Genomic DNA, 22,974 nt, shown 5'->3' on the forward strand with positions numbered 1-22,974 from the left:
CGTCAGGCGCCGTTCACCGCGACCGTCAGCGCCGCCTTGAGGCCGTTCGTCACGTCGCCGGTCACCGTCGCGATCTGCAGCTGCGCGCCGTCGCTGAAGACGTTGTCGCTCGCGAGCGAGATCCCGGCGAGGTTGCGCACGCTCGACTCGTAGCCGCTCGTCGCGTACGCCAGGTCGCAGGCCGCCTTCGGCAGCGCGAGCTGCGACGTCGCCACCTTGTTGCGCACGCTCGTCGCCGCGGTGAGGCTCGGGTAGATCTCGAAGTGGACGTGCGGCCAGCGTCCGGCGTAGCAGCCCGGGAAGATCGACTGGAACGTGAGCTTGCCGCTCGCGTCGGCCGCCTGCACGCCGCGCAGGTAGTTCTGGTTCGTCGCGCCGGCCGAGTAGAGCGAGTACAGCCCCGCGCGGTCGCAGTGCCACAGGTACACCGCGCGGTTCGCGAGCACCTCGCACGTGCTGGCCGAGACGAGCGTGAGCTCGATCGTGAGCGGGATGCCGGCCGCGGTGCCCGAGAGCCCGGCGAAGCTCGAGCGGATGTCCTGCCGCACGACGCCGGTGAGGTTCAGGACGTTCGGCCCGTTCGAGCTGTCGCCCGGGTACGGCCCCGCGGTCTCCTCCGGGATCTTCGTCGGGCACGCCGCGCTCGTGCTGGTGCTCCCGGCGCTCGTGCCCGTGCTCGCGCCGGTCCCGGTCGACGATCCGGCGTCGGTGCCGGTGAGGTCGGACGTGGCGCAGCCGAGCAGGCTCAAGGCGCCGAGGCTGGCCCCGAGGCCGGCGCTCCACTTGGCCGCCATGCGCAGGGCGCGGCGACGGCCCATCGTGCCGCCGGTCGCCAGCAGGTCGCGATGCAGGCCGCCGTGGTCGTCGTGGTCGTCGTCGTGGTGGTGCGCGGGGACGACCAGGGAGATGGGGCGCTGGCTCATGGCGGTGATTCCTCGGGTGGGGCGCGACGCGGGGTCGCGGCTCGTCGCGTCGTACGGGAAAGAGACACGCTCCCGGTCCGCGCTCCCCGACGCCGCGGCGCGAACGGCACGTGGGCGTTCCGAATGGCACGTAGGGCCGGAGTTGCGGCCGGTCCCCGCGACCTTCACCGTTCCAATGGGGTAGCAACCGCGTCCCGACCCGATGCCCGTGCTCCCGTGAACCGACGCGTCCTGCAGGTACTGCCCGTCGGCGCCGTGCTTCTCGTGACAGCGGCGGCGCCGTCGCGCGCGACGGGCCCGCTGCACGGCAGTGGGTGCGCGCCGTCGGCGTGCGAGCTGGAGCCCCCGACGCCCGAGGAGGTCCACGCGATCGTCGCCGAAGCCGACCGCCTCGTCGCGCGCTACGCCATGGACACGACGTCCATCGGCCGGCAGTGCCTCGCGCTCGGCACGACCATGCGCGCCCGCATCGACGAGGTGCGCATGCTGCCGGTGATGTGGCGCGCGCCCGACACCGAGGGGTCCCTCGCCGCCGTCACCGGCGATGCGCACCGCGTGGAGCCCGTGCCGGGCGCCGGGCGGGTGCACATCGCGCGCGGCTTCGACTCGCTGAACCCCGAGCGTGGGATTCCCGCCATCGTGGAGACCGCCCGCCACGAGTTCGCGCACCTGAACGGCATGGGTCGGCGCGAGATGTGGGGGCTCGACGACGGCGCGCGGCTCGCCGCCGCGTGCGCGCCCCCTGAGGAGCGCGAGGCCGGACGCTAAACGCACGCTGTACGTAAACGCGCGACGGCGCCATGTTGCGTGGCCCACTCGCCGCACCCGCCGCCCCGCCTCATGGCCTCGCTCGCCCGCACCGAACCCGTCGTCCCCGGCCTCTCCCGGGAGCCCGCCGCGCACGACGAGATCTACCGCGCCATCTTCGACGCGTCGAACGACGCGATCTTCGTCCACGACATCGAGACCGGCGCGGTGCTCGACGCGAACCGCCGCGCGAGCGCGTTCACCGGCGCCACGCTCGACGCGCTGCGCGCGAACGGGCTCGCGTACATCGCCGCCGTGGAGCCGTTCACGCTGGAGCGTGCGCGCGAGCACCTGCAGCGCGCCGCGGCGGGGGAGCCGCAGCGGTTCGAGTGGCGCATGCGCGCCGCCGGCACCGACCGGCTCCGCTGGGTGGAGGTGACGCTGCAGCGCATCACCATTCGCGGCGTCGACCGGCTGCTCGCGCTCGTGCGCGACATCGAGGAGCGCAAGGCGGCCGAAGAGGCGCTGCAGGCGAGCGAGGAGAGCTACCGCACGATCTTCCAGGGCGCCGCCGACGGGATGTACCTGCACGACCCCGAGACCGGCGCGCTGCTCGACGCGAACGACGCCGCCATCGCGCAGCTCGGCCGCTCGGTGGAGGAGCTGAAGGAGCTCGGGTGCATGTTCGCGCAGGACGTCGGCTACACGCCGGAGCGCGCGCTGCCGTACTTCCAGCGCGCGCTCGCCGGCGAGTCGCCGCGGTTCGAGTGGGGGAACCGGCACAAGGACGGGCGGTTCTTCTGGATGGAGACGACGCTCCGCCGCGTCACCATCCGCGGGCGCGACCGCCTGCTCGCGACGGCGCGCAACATCGACGACCACAAGGCGGCCGAGGAGGCGCTGCGCCGCGCGTACGAGGAGATGGAGCGGCGCGTGGCCGAGCGCACCGCGGAGCTGGCGGAGCGCGAGGCGTACTACCGGAGCCTGATCGAGAACACGTCGGACCTCGTCACGTTCGCCGACGCGGCGGGCACGGTGCGCTACCACAGCCCGTCGCTGCAGCGGATGCTCGGCTACCCGTCCGACTCGCACGTCGGCCGCAACGCGTTCGAGATCATCCACCGCGACGACGTCGAGGCGACGCGCGCCGGGTTCGCGGATCTCGTCGCGCATCCCGGCACGACGGGGGTGCTGATCTACCGGCTGCGCCACGCCGACGGCACGTGGCGCACCGTGGAGAGCATCGCGCGCACGGTGGATCCGGCGTCGGCCGAGTCCGGGCTCGTGATCAACACGCGCGACGTCACCGAGCGTCGGCTCGCCGAGGCCGCGCTCGCGCGCGCGAAGGAGGAGGCGGAGCGCGCGAACGCGGCGAAGAGCGAGTTCCTGTCGCGCATGAGCCACGAGCTGCGCACGCCGATGAACTCCATCCTCGGCTTCGGCCAGCTGCTCGCGCGCGCCGAGCTGCCGCCGCAGCACGCGAAGGGCGTCGGCCACATCGTGAAGGCGGGGCGGCATCTCCTGCATCTCATCAACGAGGTGCTCGAGATCTCCCGCATCGAGGCCGGGCGCGAGAGCTTCTCGCTGGAGCCGGTGGCGCTCGGCGCGGTGGTGCATGAGGCGCTGGGGCTCGTGCGGCCGCTCGCCCAGCAGCACGGCGTCGCGCTGCTCGACGCGGGCGTGCCTAACGAGACGTCGGCGGGCGAGGTATGCGTGGTCGCCGACCGGCGGCGGCTCGTGCAGGTGCTGCTCAACCTCCTGAGCAACGCGATCAAGTACAACCGACCCGGCGGCTCGGTGCGGCTCGCGTGCGCGCCGAACGCCGCGGGCGGGTGGAGCGTGCGCGTGCAGGACAGCGGGCGCGGCATCCCGGCCGACCGCGTCGACCAGCTCTTCACGCCGTTCGCGCGGCTCGGCGCGGAGCAGACCGACGTGGAAGGGACGGGGCTCGGGCTCGCGCTGTCGAAGCGGCTGTGCGAGGCGATGGGCGGCGCGCTCGCGCTCGAGGCGAGCGGCGCGTTCGGCAGCGTGTTCCGCATCGACCTGTGCGCGGCGCCGCATCCGCTCGAGCGCCTCGAGGACACCGGCACGTGGGCGGCGATGTCCGCCGAGGGGGGCGAGGCGACGCTGCTGTACGTCGAGGACAACCTCGCGAACCTCAGCCTCGTCGAAGCGATCCTGCTGTCGCGCCCCGGGTGGCGCATCATTCCCGCGCTGCAGGGTCAGCTCGGCGTGGAGCTCGCGCGCGAGCACATGCCCGACGTCATCCTGCTCGACCTGCATCTCCCCGACATCCCGGGCGCCGAGGTGCTGCGTCGACTGCGCGCCGACGCGCGCACGGCGACGATCCCCGTCGTCGTGGTGAGCGCGGACGCGACGGCGAGCTCGCTCGAGCGGCTGCGCCAGGCGGGCGCCGACGCGTATCTCACGAAGCCGCTCGACGTCGACGAGTTCCTGACGGTGGTGCAGCGGCATCTGCCGAGCGCCGCGCGCTGACGGCGCGCTGTATCGGATCGTTACAGGCATCGTAACGCTCCGTTACGGGGCGGCGGTGCGGCGCGACGGCGTCGCGCCGGCGTAAGCGGCGCCTGGGCAAAGCGTTAGGCGCGGGAGCGGGGGCGGGGGGCACGTGGGCTGCCTTGCGAGGGCACGTCGACGTCCGCCCCGTGCCTCTCCCACGAGACCCCGCCATGCCCCGACACCTGCTGTCACTCGCGCTGCTCGCCGGCGTGCTCGCCGCGTGCAGCGATGCCACCGCTCCGTCGTCCACGCTCGCTCCGGGCGGCATCTCGCGCTCCGGTGGCTCCGGCGGCGGTGGAGGCACGAGCGGCGGTGGCGGCGGTGGCGGCAGCAGCGTCAGCGGCATCGGGATCCTGCCGACGACCGCGCCCGCGCCGGACGTGCTGCTCCGCGAGTCGTTCGGCCCGGCCCCGACCTGCTGCGACCCGCCGGCGGGAAGGGCACGGCGAAGGCGACCTCGCTGCACACGACGATCAACGGCTTCTGGGTCGAGTATCCGGGCAGCGGCAACGCGTCGTGGATCGCCCCCGAGACGGGGCAGACCTGGAAGTTCTGTGGCGGGAGCGACGACCCGTACGAGCTCACCTCGCCGCTCCAGACGCAGTACAACGGCTGCGTGGCGTCCGAGTGGTTCGACCCGCCGACGTCGTACCCGACCGCGCTCATGCCGATCACGTTCACGCTGCCGAGTGCCGGCTACGAGCTGAGCATGGAGGGGTATCCGGCGCCGATCGCCGGCGCGTACGTCGCCATCGGCTTCACGAGCTCCGGCGCGGTGACGAGCAACCTCACGACGTCCGGCGCGCTGTGGCTCCGCGTCACCGACCCGACGCGGTTCGGCTTCCCGCTGCACTACGAGCTGCGCGCGGGCAGCCTCGCCAGCGGGCGCGTCATCGCCTCGGGCGACGCCGGGGCATCGGGGTGGAACCGGATGGCGATCCGCTACGCGCCGGCCGCCGGCACCGTCACGCTCACGAACGACGGCGTGGTGATCGGCACGTACGCGTTCACCATGCCGACGCCGAAGTACCTCGCGTTCGAGGGGGTCGGCATCCTCGACGACCTGGTGCTGCGGCAGTAGCACGTGCCCTCGGGTGGCGGGCGATTACGATTCGGCATCGTCGAACCGCGAACGCACCACCGGAGGGAGCGCAGATGAGACGGGTCACGTTCCTCGCCAGCTCGGCCGCCCTCGTCATTGGCGCCGCGGCCGGCGCCTCGATCGCGCAGCAGGTGCAGCAGCCGCAGCCCTACGTCGTCGGCAACCCCGTCGGGCTCCCGGTCACGCCGGGGCCCGGCGGCGCGTTCGAGGCGGTGTCGCCGAACGTGAAGATGTACGGCGCGATCTACTCCGCCGAGAGCTGCTCGTACGATGCGACCCGCGGCGTCATCGTGGTGCCGAACCGCGGCGTGCCTCAGAACGTGCAGACGAACAACGCGTGGGTGTCGTTCATCAACCACGACGGCTCGGTGCACACCGCGCGGTGGATCGGCGTCCAGAACCCCGGCGATCGCGCGAGCCTCGCGCCGCCGCTCGTGCTGAACGAGCCGTACGGCAGCGACATCGCGAACGGCATGCTGTACGTCGCCGACCGTGACGGGGGCACGACGCCGAACGAGCCGAGCGTCGCCGTGATCCGGCGGTTCGACATGCGCACCGGCGCGCCGGCCGGCGAGATTCGCGTCGAGCGCGCGGCGTGGCTGAACGACATCGCCGTCGGCACCGACGGGACGATCTACGCCACGGTGACCGGCGCCGGCGGCACGAACCCCGATCCGACGACGTGGCAGGTGCTGCGCGTCGCGCCCGACGGCGCGGTGTCGGTGTTCGTGCAGGGCGCGCCGCTGCGGCAGCCGAACGGCATCGCGTTCGACCCGCAGGGCAACGTCGTCGTCGTCAACATCGGCACCGCGGACGTGCTCACGTTCTCGCGCGCCGGCCAGCTGCTGAAGACCGAGACCGCGGCGCAGTCGGGCAACGACGGCCTCGTGATCATGCCCGACGGCACGAAGTACGTCAGCAGCGTCGTGAACGGCGGCGTGTCGCGCATCCGCGCCGGCCGCGCCGCGGAGCTCATCGCGCGCAACATCCCGAGCGCGGCGTCGATGTGCTACGATGCGGGCGCGAACCAGCTCGTGATCCCGATGAACCCGAACAACGGCCTCGCGTTCGTGCGGCTGGAGCCGGGCCGTTAGGCCGGGGAAGTTGCGCCGCCGGCGCGGCGCGATTGACAGACGGAGCGTGTGTCACTTGCGTACGTACACACTCCACGCCGCGCCCATGAACACGCGCTTCGCCGTCGCCGTCCACATCCTCACGTTCCTGCAGACGCAGGGCGGGGAGCCCGCCACGTCGGAGCTGATCGCGTCGAGCGTGAACACCAACCCGTCGCTGATCCGGCGGCTGCTCTCGCAGCTCGCGCGGGCGGGGCTCACGACGTCGCAGCTCGGCACTGGCGGCGGCGCGCTGCTCGCCACGCCGGCCGACCGCATCACGCTGCTCGACGTCTACCGCGCGGTCGACGAGGCGCGCGACGTCATCCCGCTGCATCCCACGCCGAACCCGCGCTGTCCGGTGGGGCGCAACATCCACGCGGCGCTCGAGGGGCGCATCGAGGCCGCGGAGCGGGCGCTGGAGCGGGAGCTCGCGCGCACCACCATCGCCGAGCTGGCAGGCGACGTCGCGCGCCGCGCGCGCGGCGCACGGCGCGCCGGCGCGCGCTGATTCACCAGCCCCCTCCTGGTTCCCGCACCCGGGGTCGGTGTTCCGGCAGCCCTCGCGTCAGTGTCCCTCGCGCCACCCGCGGCCGCGCAGCACGCGCCCCGGCTTCGCGCCGGTCGCCCGACCGTCCGCCACCACCGGCACGCCGTTCACCAGCACCCACGGCACGCCGGTCGAGAGCTGGTGCGGGTTCTCGTACGTCGCGTGTTCGGCGATGCGCGCGGGATCGAACACGACGAGGTCCGCGTAGAAGCCCTCCCGCACGATCCCGCGCTGCTCGAGCGACAGACGCGTCGCGACTGCGGACGTCGCCTTGCGCACCGCGTCCTCCAGCGGGATCACGTGCTCGTCGCGCACGTACTGGCCCATGATCTTCGGGAAGTTGCCGTACGCGCGCGGATGCGTGAGCGTGCCCTTCGAGCTGTCGGGATCCTGGCCGGCGGCGTCGGTGCCGAACTTCATCCACGGCTGCTGGAGCTGCAGCCGCACGTTCTCCTCACTCATGAGGAAGTACACGGTGCCGATGCGCTGCCGCTCGGCGATGAGCAGGTCCATCACCGCGTCCGGCCAGTCCTTGCCTAACGCGCGCGCCACCTCGCCGAGCCGCTTGCCCATGAACGGCATGTCCTGCGGCTGCCGCAGGCCTAACAGCAGCACGTTGTCGGGCGTCGCGAGCAGGCAGAGGTTCTCCCACGCCGTCTGATCGCTCAACATCTCGGCCTTGATGCGTGCGCGCGTCGTGGGATTCTGCAGGTTCTCGAGCAGCTTCCCGTTCTCCGACGCCCACGGCGGCGTGCACGCGGAGAGCCCCGTGCCGCCGGCCGTATACGCGTACATGTCCGCCTGCACGTCGAGCCCCGCGCGGCGCGCGGAGTCGATCTTCGCGATCGCCTGCGCGGCCTTGCCCCAGTTGCGCTTGCCCGCCGCCTTGAGGTGGTAGATCTCGACGGGCACGCCGCCGTCGCGGCCGATGCGGATCGCCTCGTCCATCGCCTCGAGCAGCTGGTCGCCCTCGGAGCGCATGTGCGTGATGTAGATGCCGCCGTACGGCGCCATCGCCTTCGCCATCTCGATCAGCTCACCGGTGGTCGCGTAGTTCCCCGGCGGGTAGATGAGCGCCGACCCGATGCCGAACGCGCCGTCCTCCATCGCGCGACGCGTGACCACGCGCATGGTGTCGAGCTCCGCGGGCGTCGGCGTGCCCTGCGCCTCGCCCTTCGCGTACACGCGCACCGTCGACGCGCCGACGAACGAGCCGACGTTCGGCGACGAGCCGTGTCGCTCCATCGCGTCGAGCCACGCGCCGAAGCCGTGCGCGCCGGCGAACACGCTCGTCGAGTCGGCGCCGCGGCTGCCGAGCGCGAAGTTGCCCGCCTGTCGCGTCGCGGGGTTGAGCGGCGCGGGGGTGCCGCCCTCGCCCATGATCTCCGTCGTGATCCCCTGCGTGATCTTTCCCACCGAGCGGCCGTCGCCGTTCCCGATGAAGTTGCCGTACGAGCCGCTCTGGATGTCGATGAAGCCGGGCGCCACGACGAGCCCGCGCGCGTCGATGCGGCGGCGCGCGGACGCGCCGTGCAGCGTGCCGACGGGCGCGATGCGCGCGATGCGGTCGCCGACGACGCCGACGTCGCCGTAGAACCACGCCGCGCCGGTCCCGTCGACGATGCGTCCGTTCTCGATCACGACGTCGTACGACCCGGGCGCGGCGGCGGAGACCGGTGGCTGGGTGGCACGTGGTGCGCACGCCGCGAGCAGCGCGAGCGTGACGAGCGATGGGAGCGGGAGTGGTCGGCGCATGGCGGCTACCCTAGACCTGGGTCCCGCCGCGCGCAAGCCGCCTCGCCGGTCCGGCGTGCCTAACGCCGCTCGAACGGCGTCACGTCGGCGTCACGTCGGCGTCGCGATCCGCCCGGGGCCGAGGGGCCGTCGGCCGAGCACCTCGTCCACCTCGCGCTGCGCCTCGGCGAGTCGGCCCATGTCCTCGTCGAGCGCGCGCGCGCGGCGTCCATGAGCGTCGTGAGCGGCGCGAGATCGTCGGCGCCGGCGTGCAGGCGGAGCAGGTCGAGCCGGATCCGCTCCAGCGCGGCGACGCTGTCGGCGAGGCGCTCCGCGGCCTTGCCGCGTCGCCCGGCGAGCAGCTCGGCGTCGGCGGAGCCCGACGGGGCGAGTGCGGCCACCACGTCCAGCTCCGCGCGTGCTTCGGCGGCGCGCGCCTCGAGCGCGGCGACGGTCGCCGGCAGCTCCGGAAGCTGCTCGCGGAACGGCTGCGGCAGCGCCGCGAACAGCTCGCCCGCCGCCACGCCGAGCGCCACCTCCGTCGCGCGGAACGCGCCCACGCCGACCTCGCGCGACCGCTCCGGCGCGCCGAGCCGGCGCGCGAGCCACTCGCCCGCGCGGCTGTTCCAGAGCCGCTCGCGGATCCCCGTCTGCCACCACTCGCGGAGCTTCCTCGGAATGAACTGCACGTCGAGCGCGTTGCTCAGCGCCCCGAGCAGCATGGTGAGCAGGAGCGGCGTGAGGAACCACGCGATCGGCGTCCGGTTCTCGTGGAGCGTCCCGTCCACGACGAGCACGAACGTCACGCCGAGCCAGGTCGCCGCGGCCACCGTGCCGATTCGCAGCAGCCGGTGCGCCAGGGACTCCTCGTCGCCGCGCGCGAGCGCCTCGGTCTCGGCCCGCTCGCGTCGCTCGACCGCCATCGCCGAGCGCAGGTCGGCGAGCGAGTGTCCGGCGCGGAACTGCCGGCGCGCCTGGTTGAGGTGGAACCCGACGATCGGGAAGAGCGGCGCCGACGCGATCGCGGCCAGGAGCACGACGTCGCGCCAGCTCGAGCCCGGATTGCCCGTCGCGTTCGCGTACACGTTGCCCAGCGTGAGCACGGTGAACCCGGCCGACCAGCCCATGTACGGCACGAGCAGCGGGTTCCGCGCGGCGAGCCACGCGCGCAGCGTGGGCGGCAGGGCGGGGCGCGCGTCGGGCGCCGGGGCGAGCGCCGCGGCGAGGGCCTCGCCATCGGGGAAGCGGCCGGCCGGGTCGCGCGCGAGGCACCGGTCGATCGCGGCGCCGAGCGCGGGCGGGAGGCCCGGCGCGACCCGCATGACGCTCGTCGGCGTCTCGGTCGCCTGCCGCAGGATCAGCGCGGGAAGGCTCGGCGCCTCGAACGGCAGCCGGCCGCTCACGGCGAGATAGCCGACCACGCCGAGCGAGTACAGGTCGCTGCGGCCGTCGATCGCCTCGCTCCCCGTCTGCTCGGGGCTCATGAAGTGCGCCGTCCCCATGATCTTCCCGGGGTCGGTCGTGGGGCCCGCATGCGCGCCGCCGTACGCGATGCCGAAGTCGGTCACCAGCGCTCGGCCGGTCCCGGCCTCCAGCAGGATGTTGTCCGGCTTGATGTCGCGGTGGACGATGCCGCGGCCGTGCGCGTAGGCGAGCGCCCACGCCACCTCTCGCAGCACGCGCGCCGCCTCGGCCGGCGGCAGCGGGCCGCGCGTGCGCAGCCGCTCGCCGAGCGTCTCGCCCTCCACGTAGCTCATCACGAAGAAGACGAAGCCCCCCGCCTCGCCCACGCGGTGGATCGGGACGATGTGCGGGTGCGACAGCCCGGCCGCCGTGCGCGCCTCCCGCAGGAACCGGTCGCGCGACTCCCCGGTACGCGCGAGGTGCGTCGGCAGCACCTTGATGGCGACGTCGCGGTCGAGCTGCACGTCGCGCGCGAGGTACACGATGCCCATCCCGCCGCGACCGAGCTCGCGCTGGATGGAGTACTCGCCGGCGAGCGCGGCCTGGAGCTCGAGCTGGTCGGCCGGGGGGTGGGGGAGCGTCATGCGGGTATTACGACTCAGTGCCGGGTACGTTTCCCGGCGCGAGCATCATGCCTGCCCGCGCGCCGCTGGCGAGACGGGGCGCCGCGCCTATCTTCGCGCTCGCCGACCGGCAGAGAAGAAGCACCTCGCTACCAGGGAGACGCCCGATGGCCCACGCGCTCATGTACCACGGCGGCTTCGACCGCAACCATCCGCTGCTGAAGCCCGGCGCGAGCACCTTCCAGGGCTCCGACGGCAGCGAGCGCGTGCTCCCGCCGTGGCCCGCCGAAGCCCGTGGCGCCCGCATCGGCTACATGGAGCGGAGCGGCAAGAAGTTCGTCGCCGTGCGCGTGCTCGACGACCAGGCGGACGTCGTGCTGGCGCACCCGGTGCTCATCGACGAGACGCGCCACCTCGGCTACGGCAAGCGCTTCGGTGCCGAGCCGACCATCATCCAGGACGAGACGGCGCGGGTGCTGCTCGAGGACCTCATCGAGCGGAACCCGGAGCAGCGCGCGGAGCTGATCGCGATCCGGCACCGCGCGCTGCATCCGACGCGTTAGGCGCGCCCATGGGGCGGTAGGGGCCCACCGCGGGAGAAAAAAGGCGTCCGGCGCTCAAGTCGGCGAGGGGTCGTGCCGATCCTCACCGTGCGCCGATTCCCTTCCAGCGACGCCTCTCCCGACCCATGAAAGAACGCACTGCCCTCCGCCGCGCCGCGGTCGCCCTGTCGGTCCACGCCGCGCTCTCGCTGACTGCCTGCGGTGGCGGGGCGGGCGATGCGCCGGCAGCCCCGTCGGCCCCGGTGACGCCGACGCCTCCGGCGCAGCCGACCGCCCTCGCGCTGCGCGTGCCGGTGGACACGGTGCGCCCGGGCGCCGTCGTGCGCATCGTGATCCCGGGCGGCGGCGCGCCGAACGGAGCGAGCGGCACGCTCGGCTCGGCCGCCTTCCAGGCGGCGCGCGTGGACGACAGCACGCTCGTCGGGCTGGTCCCCGACCTCGCGCCGGCAGTCCACACGCTGCGCCTGACGCTCGGCGCGCGCGCCGGCGAGGCGAGCGTCACCGTGCTGCAGGCGCCGACGATCGCCGATCCCGTCGCCGCGGTGAGCGCGCAGCTCGACGCGATGACCACGAGGTTCGCCGCGAGCACGCCGCCTGACGGCTTCAGCGCCGCGGAGTGGTCGCGCCTGCGCGCCGTCGCCGACAGCGTCGGGCGCGACCTGCGCGCGCGCATGGCGTCGGCGACGCCCGCCGAGCGTCTCGCCGTGGCGCGTCTGTTCGCGTCGGCGGGCGCATCGTCCGGCTCGACGTCGTTCGCGGCGCTGAAGGCCGGGCCGGTGCTCACCGCGGCCTGCGCGCGACAGATCGCCAGCGCGGCCGCGCCCGTGCAGGCGGTGTACGTCGGCCTCGGCGCGATGGTCGGCGGCGCGGCGTTCGGGCTCACGCCCGCGGGTGCCGCGCTGTTCGGCGTCGCGGGCGCAGCGGTCTACCTGCAGTTCATGCCCGACGCCGTCGCCAACGTCGCGCGGCTCCCGGAGGCGTGCTACGTGGGCGAGCGCATCGAGGCGAAGCCGCTCGCGACGGACGTCCTGGAGAGCGGGCGAGTGGTGGCCGTCGACGTGCTCGAGTGGGCGCGCAGCATGAGTGGCGCCGAGGCGCGACAGGGCGCGGCCGCGACCGTGACCGACGGCATCGACCGCGTCTACGCCGCCGTCGCGGCGCTTCCGTCGTCGGTCGCCGGCGCGATCACGAAGCTCCCGCTTCGCCTCTCCACGCTGCCGGTGACGGCCGCCGCGGCGCGGGCCCTCGACCCGCAGCGCGTGCGGCTCGTGAGCGTGTCGCCGTCGACCGTGAGCGCGACGGTGAGCGCGGCGAGCGGCGGGCTGACGTTCACGGCGACGACGGGGGCCACGACCGACACCCGCTTCACGGCGACGCTCGCGCACACCGACGACCCGACGCTGCAGACGACTGTCACGGGCACCGTGCGGCCGACGCCGCCGATCGTCGTGAAGCTGAACCTCGAGTCGGCGACGATCACCGGGCTGCAGAACACGCTGAAGCTGACCGCGACGGTGACCGGCACGACCGATACGGGCGTGAACTGGTCGTCGAGCGACGTGAGCATCGCGACCGTCGCGTCGGACGGCACGGTGCTCGGCAAGGCTTCCGGCACGGTGACCGTGCGCGCGACGTCGGTGGCCGACCCGAGCCGGTCCGCGACGGCGCGCATCACGGTCACGTCGGGGATCGGCATCACGCTCTCGCCCACGTCGGCGACCGTCGTCGCGGGCACGACGAGGCGGTTCACCGCGACGCTCACCGGCACGAACTCCACCGGCGTCGTGTGGAGCTCGTCGAACCCCGCCGTCGCGACGGTGACCGCGGCGGGTGACGTCACCGGGCTCGCCATCGGCACGACGACGATCACCGCGACGGCGGCCTACGACCTCTCGGTCTCCGCGACCGCCAGCGTCCTCGTGTCGTCCGCGGGCGTGTCCGTGAGCATCGCGCCGTCGAGCGTGACGCTGCAGGTCGGGCAGACGCAGGCCCTCACCGCGGCCGTCACCGGCGCCACCGTCACGTCGGTCATCTGGACGACGAGCAATGCGGCGGTCGCGTCGGTGGACGGCCTGACGGGCGTCGTGACGGCGCGCGCGAACGGCACGGCGACGATCACCGCGCGCTCGATCTACGACGTCACGAAGACCGGCACGGCGACCATCACCGTCGGAAGCACCGGTGGCGGGACGACGCCACCGCCGTCGGGCGGCACGTCGACGTCGGACGCGCAGTGCGACGCCACGTGGAAGCCCGTCCTGACCGGCGTGAAGGAGTGGAGCGAAGCCTCCACCACCAGCGACGTGAAGCGCTTCGGGTGGTCGTTCACCGCGCAGGGGTTCGTGACCGCGACGGTCTACTACGCCGACGGCGACGTGAGCCCGCGGTCGTACCCGTACCGCCTCGTCTCCCAGGCGACGTCGCCCACAGGCTGCGCGATCGACGTGGGCGGCGGCGAGGCGGTGTTCGCGATCCGCGGCTACACGAACGGCGCGCTGCAGATGCAGGCGAGCGGGCAGGCGGTGCGAACGCTGACGCGGTGAGCGCCTAACGGCTTGTCCTCGTCGATTCGTGGGTCAGCAGCCGAGGACCGCTTCGATGCGTGCGGCCTCGGCGAGAAGGCGGTCGGCAGTGGCGGCGGCGATCGCTTTCCCTCGCTGTGCGCGCACCTGGTTCGCGAACGCTTTGAGACTGCCGCACGACGTCGATGCGAGCTTCGCGGCGAGGGCGGTGGTCAACCCGCCGTCGAGGCCGAGCGCGCCCACCGCGGCCTGCAGGTTGGCGAGCTGCGTCGTCGCGCCGATCACCGTGACGGCGCGCTGCTGTGAGCCACCGTTGCCCGCCGCGTCCGTGACCGTGCAGGCGATCGTCGTCACGCCGATCGCGAACGTGGTGCCCGACGCGGGAGTGCAGCTCGGCGTGCCGACGCCGGGCTGGTCGTCGTGGGCCACCGCGGTGTACGTCACCACCGCGCCCGACGGTCCCGTGGCGTTCACCACGTTAGGCGCCACCGTCGGCGTGGTGAGCGCGATGTCGATCGTCGGCGCGACGTGGTCCGTGGGCCCGCTCGTGACGGTCAGCACGTGCGTGCTCGAGACGTAGCGGAACGTCACGAGGTCGCCGTTCGCGTGCACGGTGAACGGGATGTTCGCGCCGTCACGCACGCCGCCCTGGCCGTAGTTCTCGTCCCACGCCTCGCCGATGGCGGCCTTGGTCTCGTAGCTCCCCGCCGGTATCGCGCTCGTCGAGAAGTCGTACGTTCCGTCGCCGTCGGGGTCCTGCAGCCACGAGCGCAGACACCCGGGATCCCAATCGCCCGCGCAGCCGAGCGTGTGCTGGAAGCTGCCCGGGGCGCTGACGATCACGGAGCCGACGTCGTCGGTGATCCAGTGCGACTTGTGGTCGTAGTAGAACTTCACCGAGCGCGCCGTGGCGACGGCGAGCGGGATGTTCGCGCCGCCCAGCTGCGCGTGGAGTCCGTAGTTCTCGTCCCAGGCGCCGTTGAGCGCCGCCTTGTACTCCCACGATCCGGCCGGCAGCGTCCACGTGCCCTGCCAGACGTCGTCCCCCGCGTCGTACGTGAGGTGCGTGACGGCGCAGGCCGGATCCCAGTCGCCGGCGCATCCGAGCTCCGACTGGAAGGAGCCGGCTACGGTGACCGACGTCGGGTTTGGTGTCAGCATCGTGCTCGGCCGCCCTGCGGGTCGGTCGAGGCGTCCGGGTGCGCTCGTCGGATCGTGACAACCGGCCGCGAGCAGCAGCGACAGGGCGACCGCGCGAATGCCGCGCGAGGGCGGAAGGCTCGTGGTGGGCACGGGACGCTCCTGAGCGAAGGTGCGAGGGCAGTGCCGAAGGTACGAGGGCGCTGCCGAAGCTGAGAGGCCCCCGACCGCTCGTCAAGTCGAGCGCGCGCGACGCGCCGCTCGCGGGCCTCGCACAGGTACGCGCCGGGCGTGCTGATGCCGAAGTGCCTGCGGAATGCCCGCGCCAGGTGCGCTGGGTCGACTCCGGCGACGGCCGCGAGGTCGGCGATCGACGCGGTGGTGTCGCCGCGGTTCACATCCCACGACTGGCCCAACGGCCCGACCGGTCAGAGGTCGGCGGTGATGCCGGCCTTCGTGACGTTGCCGTTCATCCCGTGCCACCCAGCGTGCGGGGCTGCGTCGCCGTCGCGCCCGACGGCGACACAGCGGCAGCGGCTTCTCTTGACGGCTACAGGAGCGCGCTGCATCTTCCTCTAGACGGCGACAGGAACCCCCGCACGGAGCCGCTCGTGACCATCCGCCCACAGAGCGACGCCCTCCGCGGCTCGCTCGACCTGCTCGTCCTGAAGACGCTCTCGCTCGAGCCGATGCACGGCTGGGGGATCAGCCAGCGCGTGCAGCAGATCTCCGACGGCGTGCTCGAGGTCAACCAGGGCTCCCTCTACCCCGCGCTCCAGCGGCTCGAGAAGGAGGGGCTGATCACGAGCGAGTGGGGCACGACCGACAACAACCGGCGGGCGCGCTACTACCGCCTGACCGCCGCCGGACGCGGCGCGCTCGGCGCGGAGCTCGACAACTGGCGCCGCTTCGCCGCCGGTCTCGAAGCCGTCCTCCGCACGACCTGATCGGCCCCCTTCGGTCCCCCTCGGAGTCCCGCATGAGACTGACCCACGCCGCGCGCACGCGCCTGCGTCTCCTGTTCGCCCGGCGCGACGCGGAGTCGCGCATGAACGAGGAGTTCCGCTTCCACCTCGAGATGGAGGCCGACCGGCTCGTGCGCGACGAGGGGCTCGAGCCGCAGGAAGCGCGGCGCCGGGCACGGCTCGCGTTCGGGTACATGGAGCGGCACAAGGAAGAGATGCGCGACGGCCGCGGCCTCAGGTGGCTCGGCGGCCTGTCGCTCGACCTGAAGCTCGGGTTCCGGATGCTCGTGAAGTACCCCGGGCTGACGGTCGTCGGCGGGCTCGCGATGGCGTTCGCGATCTGGGTCGGCGCCGTCGTCTTCCAGGTCGTGATGCTGTTCGTCGATCCCACGCTGCCGCTGCCGGGGGGCGACCGCGTCGTGTACCTGCGGAACTGGGACGTGCAGGCGAACGAGAAGGAGCCGCGCGCGCTGCACGACTTCGTCGTCTGGCGCCAGGCGATGCGGTCGGTGACCGACTTCGGGGCCTGGCAGGACGTCGTGCGCAACCTCAAGGGGCGTGACGGCGAGGCCCGCCCGGTGCAGGTCGCGGCGATCACTGCGTCGGGGTTCCGCGTCGCCGCGACGCGGCCGCTGCTGGGGCGCGTCCTCGTGCCGGCGGACGAGCACATCGGCGCGCCGCCGGTGGTGGTCCTCGGCCACGCCGTGTGGCGGGCGCGCTTCGCGGCCGACTCCACGATCGTCGGGCAGAGCGTCCAGCTCGGGGACGTGTACGCCACCGTGGTGGGTGTGATGCCGCCCGACTTCAGGTTCCCAATCGCGCACGACGCGTGGACGCCGTTCCGCCCGGCCGCGCGCGACGACGCGCCGCGACGCGGCCCCGCGATCACCATCTTCGGGCGACTCGCCCCCGGCGCGACGCTCGACGACGCGAAGGCCGAGCTGGCCGTGCTCGGGCAGCGCGCGGCCAGGGACCTGCCGGCCACGCACGAGCACCTGCAGCCTCAGGTGATGCCGTACGCGCAGATGATCGGCGGGGCGCCGTCGGCGGCGGAGGAGGGCGCGGTCGTCGCGCTGACCCAGATCTTCGCGTTGATGCTCCTCGTGCTCGTCTGCGGCAACGTCGCGCTGCTGCTGTTCGCGCGGGCGGCGACCCGCGAGAGCGAGATCATCGTTCGGAGCGCCCTCGGCGCGAGCCGCCGCCGGATCGTGCTGCAGCTGTTCGCCGAGGCGCTCGTGCTCGGTGGGGTGGCGGCCGGCGTCGGGCTCGCGGCCGCCCAGATCACGCTGCGGCAATGGGCGCTGCCGTTCCTGAAGATGAACTACGATCAGCTCCCGTTCTGGTTCGACCCGCGTGTCACACCCGCCACCGTGCTCTACGCTGGCGTGCTCACCGTCCTCGGCGCCGCGATCGCGGGCGGGCTCCCCGGGCTCAAGGTCACACGCGGCATCGGCTCGCGCCTGCGAGCCGGCACGACCGGCGGCGGCGGCCTACAGTTCGGCGGTGTCTGGACGGCGGTGATCGTCGCGCAGGTCGCGGTGACCGTCGCCTTCCCGGGGCTCGTCCTGGTGGAGGGGCGGGAGCAACAGCGGATCCGCTCGTACGACGCCGGGTTCGCGGCCGACGAGTACCTGACCGTGAAGCTCGACCGGGAGGCGACGCCCGGGGTGGACGCGGCGGGCGACGCGGCGGCCGCCGCTGCCTACCGCGCGCGACTCGGGATGCTGGTCGAGACGCTGCGTCAGCGCGTCGCGGCCGAGCCGGGGGTTGTCGGCGTCACGTTCGTGGACCAGCTCCCGCGCACGAACTACGACTACTACCGCATCGGCCTGGACGACTCGGCGTCCGCCCCGGCGGGTGCAGCCGCAGCACGGCAGCCGCGGCGCTATACGAAGGTCGCGTTCGTGGATCCGTCGTACTTCGACGTGCTGCGGGCGCCGATCCTCGCGGGCCGGGGCTTCCAGGCGGCCGACCTCGCCCCCGGCGCGAGGGTGGCGATCGTGGACCAGGGCTTCGTGGACCAGGCGCTCCAGGGGCGCAACCCGATCGGTCGGCGGGTGCGGGTCGCCGAGAACGGCATCCAGCCCGATGGCCCGGGCGCCGACTCGCTCCCCTGGCTCCAGATCGTGGGCGTCGTGAAGAACCTCGGCATGATCGGCGCGGCGGAGACCACCCGCGAGATCGGGCTCTACCGGCCGGCCACGCCGGGGAGCGGCTTCCCGCCGCAGATGATGATCCACACGCAGGGCGAACCCATGGCACTCGTGCCGCGCGTCCGCGCGATCGCCGGCGCGCTGGATCCGACGCTGCGGCTCTCGCAGATCCAGCGCGCGGACCAGGTCGCCGACGACCTGCTGTGGATGCTCGGGATGTGGCTGCGCACGACGCTCGCCATGACGGCCGTCGCCCTGTTGCTGTCGCTCGCGGGCATCTACGCGGTGCTGTCGTTCACCGTCGCCCGACGCACGCGCGAGATCGGCGTGCGCGTCGCGCTCGGCGCGCCCCAGCGCACCGTCCTCGCAGCGATCTTCCGGCGGCCGCTCACGCAGGTCGGCCTCGGCATCGCCGCCGGTGCCACCCTCGTCGCGCTCGGGGCACTGGGGCTGGCTCGCACCTACCAGTTCCAGGACTGGCCGAAGGGACTCTCGTTAGGCCAGATCGCGCTGCTCGTCGTCTACGCGGCGTTCATGCTGGGGGTGTGCCTGCTCGCCTGCGTCGTTCCCACGCGGCGCGCGCTGCGGGTCGAGCCGATCGTGGCGATGCGGGTCGACTAGGCCGACCCGAGGATCGTCGAAGCCGACCTCCGCACGACCTGACCGGCCACTCTCGGACCCTCGCATGAGACTGATCCACGCCGCGCGCGCGCGCGCCTGCATCTCCTGTTCGCCCGGCGCGACGCGGAGTCGCGCATGAACGAGGAGTTCCGCTTCCACCTCGAGATGGAGGCCGACCGGCTCGTGCGCGAGGAGGCGCTCGAGCCGCAGGAGGCGCGGCGCCGGGCGCGCCTGGCGTTCGGGTACATGGAGCGGCACAAGGAAGAGATGCGCGACGGCCGCGGCCTCAGGTGGCTCGGCGGCCTGTCGCTCGATCTGAAGCTCGGGGTCCGTCTGCTCGTGAAGTACCCCGGGCTGACGATCGTCGGCGGACTCGCGATGGCGTTCGCCATCTGGGTCGGCGCCGTCGCCTTCGAGATGGTGATGCTGTTCGTCAGTCCCACGCTGCCGCTGCCTGGGGGCGACCGCATCGTGCACCTGCGAAACTGGGACGTGCAGGCGAACCAGGCGGAGCCGCGCGCGCTGCACGACTTCGTCGTCTGGCGCCAGGCGATGCGGTCGGTGACCGACTTCGGGGCCTGGCAGGACGTCGTGCGCAACCTGAAGGGGCGTGACGGCGAGGCCCGGCCGGTGCAGGTCGCGGCGATCACCGCGTCGGGGTTCCGCGTCGCCGCGACGCGGCCGCTGCTGGGGCGCGTCCTCGTGCCGGCGGACGAGCACATCGGCGCGCCGCCGGTGGTGGTCCTCGGCCACGCCGTGTGGCGGGCGCGATTCGGGGCTGACTCGGCGATCGTCGGACAGACGGTGCAGCTCGGGGACGCGTACGCCACGGTGGTCGGCGTGATGCCGGACGGCTTCCGGTTCCCCGTCGCGCACGACGCGTGGACGCCGTTCCGCCCGACCGCGCGCGACGACGCGCCGCGGCGTGGGCCCGACATCACCATCTTCGGGCGGCTCGCCCCCGGCGCGACGCTCGACGACGCGCGGGCCGAACTCGCGCGGCTCGGCCAGCGGGCGGCCAGGGAGCTGCCGGCCACGCACGAGCACCTGCAGCCCCAGGTGATGCCCTACGCGCAGATGTTCGGCGGAGGGTCGTCGATGGCCGAAAAGCTCGGGGTCTTGGGGCTGTTGCAGGCCTTCGTGCTGATGCTCCTCGTGCTCGTCTGCGGCAACGTGGCCCTCCTGCTGTTCGCGCGGGCGGCGACGCGCGAGAGCGAGATCGTCGTGCGGAGCGCATTGGGAGCCAGCCGCGGTCGGATCGTGCTGCAGCTGTTCGCCGAGGCGCTCGTGCTCGGCGGGGTGGCGGCCGCCGTCGGGCTCGCGGGCGCCCACGCCGCGCTGCGCCAGGTGGGGCGGCCGTTCCTCGAGGCGACCTTCGGGAGCGTCCCCTTCTGGATCGACCCGCGCCTCCTGCCCGCGACGGTGCTCTACGCGTGCGCGCTGACGCTCGTCGCCGCGGCGATCACCGGCGCGATGCCCGGCCTCAAGATCACGCGCGGCATCGGGTCGCGCCTGCGCGGGGGCACCGCCGGCGGCGGCACGGTGCGGTTCGGCGGCGTGTGGACGGCGGTGATCGTCGCGCAGGTCGCGGTGACCGTCGCCTTCCCGGCGATCACCCTGCTGGAGGTGCGGGAGGTGCGCCGGATCCAGACGTACGACGTCGGGTTCGCGGCCGACAGGTACCTGTCGGTGCAGCTCAGCAGGGAGGCGGCGCCCGAGCCGGAGGCGGAAGCCGACACGCTGGCGGCCGCCGCCAAACGCGCGCGATTCGGGACGCTGGTCGAGGCGCTGCGGCAGCGCGTCGCGGCCGAGCCGGGGGTGGTCGGCGTCACGTTCGCGGACCGGCTGCCGCGGATGAACCACAGCTACCACCGGGTCTTCCTGGACGACTCGGCGTCCATCGCCGCGGCGGGCGACCGGCTCGGGAAGAATGCGTACCGCTACACGAAGATCGCGTACGTGGACCCGTCGTACTTCGACGTGCTCGGGGCGCCGATCCTCGCGGGGCGGGGCTTCCAGCCCGCCGACCTCGCCCCCGGCGCGAGAGTGGTGATCGTGGATCAGGGGTTCGTCGACCAGATGCTGCTCGGTCGCGACCCGATCGGCCTGCAGCTGCGGATCAACCTCGGCACGACGCCGATCGCGGGGCCGCAGGTCGATTCGCTTCCGTTCTACCAGATCGTGGGGCTCGTGAAGGAGCTCGGGATGGACGAGGTGGAGGAGCCCGACCGCGGGATCGGGCTCTACCTGCCGGCCGCAGCCGGGAGCGCCTTCGAGCCCTACTTGCTGGTCCACACGCGGGGCGACCCGATGGCGTTCGTGCCGCGCGTCCGCGCGATCGCCGGCGCGCTGGACCCGACGCTCGAGCTCTCGAAGGTCCAGCGCATGGACCGGATCGCGGACGACCTGGTGTGGACCTGGGAGATGTTCCTGCGCGCGACGCTGGGGATGACCGGCGTCGCCCTGCTGCTCTCGCTCGCCGGCATCTACGCCGTGCTGTCCTTCACCGTCGCCCGACGCACGCGCGAGATCGGCGTCCGCGTCGCGCTCGGCGCGCGCCGGCGCACGGTCATCACCGCGGTCTTCCGGCGGCCGCTGACGCAGGTCGGCATCGGCATCGCGGTGGGTGCCGCCCTCATCTACGTCGGCGCAGACATTCTGTCTCGCACGGAGTTCCGGAACGCGCCGATCGCGCTCTCGTGGGGCCAGGTCGCGCTGCTCGTGGTCTACGCGGCGTTCATGCTGGGGGTATGCCTGCTCGCCTGCGTCGTCCCGACGCGACGGGCGCTCGGCATTCAGCCGACGGAGGCATTGCGGGATCAATCCTGAACCCCAACCTGTTTCCCGCGACGGTCGTCAGCGACGTGCGCCGGCTGCGTTACGGCGTCGTCGGACCCCAACACGACGGCCGTGTTGCGCTTCAGCCCGCGCAGCTTCGCGCGCTTCATCGGCGAGCCCCTGAACGCGGCCGGGAACTCCGGCTGCCACATGCCTAACAGCTCGCGCGCCAGCTGCCGCGCGTCCTTGCCGCCTAACGCCTCGCGCGCCGCGTACGGCGAATCGTTAGGCAGCGCGCGCGCGAACCGCCCGTTCCACGGGCACACGTCCTGGGAGCAGTGGCGGATCGTCGCCCCGCGGGTCGCCACGCCCGGCTCAGCGCCCCCGTGGGCGCGCGGCACGCCCGGCTGGCTTCTCCCTGGTCGGCGTCCGGCCGCCCGGCTGCCGGCCCCGGGCGGCGTCCCGCGCTCCGCGCAGGTGGTCGATGAGCGCGCGCAGTGCCGGCGAGGCATGCCGGCGCTGCGGGTAGTACAGGTAGTAGCCCGCGAACGGCTCGCAGAACTCCGTCAGGACGGCCACGAGCTCCCCGCGCGCGAGTTCGTCGCGCACCTGGTCCTCGTACACGATGGTGAGTCCCAGCCCGTCGCGCGCGAGGCGGATGTTGACCGCCGAGTCGGTGGAGAGCACGCGTCCCGGGGCGGCGACCGCCACCTCGCGGCCGGCCTCGGTGAACTCCCAGCGGTAGGCGGGCGCTTCGGGCACGGGGTGCCAGTTGAGGCACTCGTGCTCGACGAGGTCGCGCGGGTGCTGCGGCGTGCCGCGCCGTGCGAGGTACGCCGGTGAGCCGACGACCGTCATGCGGATGTCGCCCGTGACGGGGACCGCCACCATGTCGCGGTCGATCACCTCGCCGAGCTGGATGCCGGCGTCGAAGCCCGCCGCCACGATGTCCACGACCGCGTCGCTCACCACCACGTCGAGGCGCACGTGCGGGTGGCTCGCGAGGAAGTCGGCGAGCGGCAGTCGCGCGAGCACCGGGTCCGCCGTCGTTCCGATGAGGAGCCGGATCGTGCCGCGCGGCGCGTCGCTCAGCTCACCCACCGCGGCGACGGCGGCGCGCACGTCCTCCAGCGCGGGACGCACCGCGGCGTAGAGGCGCTCGCCCGCCGCCGTGAGGTGAACGCTGCGTGTCGTGCGCTGGAGGAGCACCACGCCGAGCCGTCCTTCGAGCTTCCGGAGCGTCTGACTCACGGCCGAGGCGCTTACGCCCAGGCGCTCGCCGGCGGCGCGGAAGCCTCGCGCCTCGGCCACCGCGACGAACACGGCCATCGCATTCAGGTCGTCGGACATTGTGAAGTAATCCTTCACGGGTCGTGCAGCGCCGTCAAGTAGATCGACACACCGGTACCGGGTTGATTGGGAGGCAGGCGGGGTGACCCGCCCGACCCGAACCCGGAGCGCACCGTGAGCGATCATCTCGACCCACATCCGTCGATGTCCACCGGCCGTCGGGGCGT

General features: G+C 73.2%; 16 protein-coding genes. 10 read left to right on the top strand and 6 right to left on the bottom strand.

The window, feature by feature from the left end; genetic code table 11:
- Positions 1-2: 2 nt before the first annotated feature.
- Positions 3-923: an intradiol ring-cleavage dioxygenase gene (locus tag J421_RS11285; protein ID WP_025411283.1), complete on the bottom strand. Its 921-nt coding sequence runs from the start codon at positions 921-923 to the stop codon at positions 3-5.
- Between the two features lie 216 nt (positions 924-1,139).
- Between J421_RS11285 and J421_RS11290 the strand changes: the two genes are divergently transcribed.
- The 5 genes from J421_RS11290 to J421_RS11310 all read left to right on the top strand — a co-directional run bounded on the left by J421_RS11290 (position 1,140) and on the right by J421_RS11310 (position 6,915).
- The gene (locus J421_RS11290; protein WP_025411284.1) at positions 1,140-1,691 is read left to right on the top strand and encodes a hypothetical protein; all 552 of its coding nucleotides are present in this window, start codon (positions 1,140-1,142) and stop codon (positions 1,689-1,691) included.
- A 72-nt stretch (positions 1,692-1,763) separates the two neighbouring features.
- Positions 1,764-4,166, top strand: a complete 2,403-nt coding sequence (locus tag J421_RS11295) for a PAS domain S-box protein (RefSeq protein ID WP_025411285.1) — start codon at positions 1,764-1,766, stop codon at positions 4,164-4,166.
- Positions 4,167-4,410: 244 nt separating this feature from the next.
- The gene (locus J421_RS11300; protein WP_025411286.1) at positions 4,411-5,271 is read left to right on the top strand and encodes a hypothetical protein; all 861 of its coding nucleotides are present in this window, start codon (positions 4,411-4,413) and stop codon (positions 5,269-5,271) included.
- A gap of 74 nt (positions 5,272-5,345) precedes the next feature.
- Positions 5,346-6,386 carry an SMP-30/gluconolactonase/LRE family protein gene (locus J421_RS11305; protein ID WP_025411287.1) on the top strand — a complete coding sequence of 347 codons (1,041 nt, stop codon included), beginning with the start codon at positions 5,346-5,348 and terminating at the stop codon, positions 6,384-6,386.
- 85 nt (positions 6,387-6,471) lie between these two features.
- Positions 6,472-6,915 (top strand): Rrf2 family transcriptional regulator, encoded by a 444-nt coding sequence (locus J421_RS11310; RefSeq protein ID WP_025411288.1) that lies wholly within the window; start codon positions 6,472-6,474, stop codon positions 6,913-6,915.
- Positions 6,916-6,972: 57 nt separating this feature from the next.
- On the opposite strand, the gene J421_RS11315 is transcribed toward J421_RS11310, so the two are convergent.
- Positions 6,973-8,709: an N-acyl-D-amino-acid deacylase family protein gene (locus J421_RS11315; RefSeq protein WP_025411289.1), complete on the bottom strand. Its 1,737-nt coding sequence runs from the start codon at positions 8,707-8,709 to the stop codon at positions 6,973-6,975.
- 59 nt (positions 8,710-8,768) lie between these two features.
- Positions 8,769-10,736: a serine/threonine-protein kinase gene (locus J421_RS11320; RefSeq protein WP_025411290.1), complete on the bottom strand. Its 1,968-nt coding sequence runs from the start codon at positions 10,734-10,736 to the stop codon at positions 8,769-8,771.
- Positions 10,737-10,882: 146 nt separating this feature from the next.
- Between J421_RS11320 and J421_RS11325 the strand changes: the two genes are divergently transcribed.
- Positions 10,883-11,278 (top strand): hypothetical protein, encoded by a 396-nt coding sequence (locus J421_RS11325; RefSeq protein ID WP_025411291.1) that lies wholly within the window; start codon positions 10,883-10,885, stop codon positions 11,276-11,278.
- A gap of 125 nt (positions 11,279-11,403) precedes the next feature.
- Positions 11,404-13,821 (top strand): Ig-like domain-containing protein, encoded by a 2,418-nt coding sequence (locus J421_RS11330; RefSeq protein ID WP_025411292.1) that lies wholly within the window; start codon positions 11,404-11,406, stop codon positions 13,819-13,821.
- 33 nt (positions 13,822-13,854) lie between these two features.
- Here the strand turns inward: J421_RS11330 and J421_RS11335 are convergent, their stop codons facing one another.
- Entirely contained in the window at positions 13,855-15,093 is a 1,239-nt protein-coding gene (locus J421_RS11335; RefSeq protein ID WP_148306263.1) for a pullulanase X25 domain-containing protein, read from the bottom strand.
- A gap of 458 nt (positions 15,094-15,551) precedes the next feature.
- On the opposite strand from J421_RS11335, the gene J421_RS11340 reads away from it, so the two are divergent.
- The 3 genes from J421_RS11340 to J421_RS11350 all read left to right on the top strand — a co-directional run bounded on the left by J421_RS11340 (position 15,552) and on the right by J421_RS11350 (position 21,508).
- The gene (locus tag J421_RS11340) at positions 15,552-15,887 is read left to right on the top strand and encodes a PadR family transcriptional regulator (protein WP_201773142.1); all 336 of its coding nucleotides are present in this window, start codon (positions 15,552-15,554) and stop codon (positions 15,885-15,887) included.
- Positions 15,888-15,919: 32 nt separating this feature from the next.
- A complete protein-coding gene (locus J421_RS11345; RefSeq protein ID WP_025411295.1) occupies positions 15,920-18,679 on the top strand; it encodes an ABC transporter permease in 2,760 nt (919 codons plus the stop codon).
- Positions 18,680-18,784: 105 nt separating this feature from the next.
- Complete coding sequence (locus J421_RS11350) at positions 18,785-21,508, top strand: ABC transporter permease (RefSeq protein WP_260525851.1); 2,724 nt, start codon at positions 18,785-18,787, stop codon at positions 21,506-21,508.
- Here J421_RS11350 and J421_RS11355 read toward each other — a convergent pair.
- Entirely contained in the window at positions 21,499-21,825 is a 327-nt protein-coding gene (locus tag J421_RS11355) for a hypothetical protein (RefSeq protein WP_148306264.1), read from the bottom strand. The genes J421_RS11350 and J421_RS11355 overlap by 10 nt on opposite strands.
- A 7-nt stretch (positions 21,826-21,832) precedes the next feature.
- Complete coding sequence (locus J421_RS11360) at positions 21,833-22,807, bottom strand: LysR family transcriptional regulator (protein ID WP_025411298.1); 975 nt, start codon at positions 22,805-22,807, stop codon at positions 21,833-21,835.
- Positions 22,808-22,974: the final 167 nt, after the last annotated feature.

This window comes from Gemmatirosa kalamazoonensis (genome assembly GCF_000522985.1).
In the GTDB taxonomy this organism is placed as follows: Bacteria; Gemmatimonadota; Gemmatimonadetes; order Gemmatimonadales; family Gemmatimonadaceae; genus Gemmatirosa; species Gemmatirosa kalamazoonensis.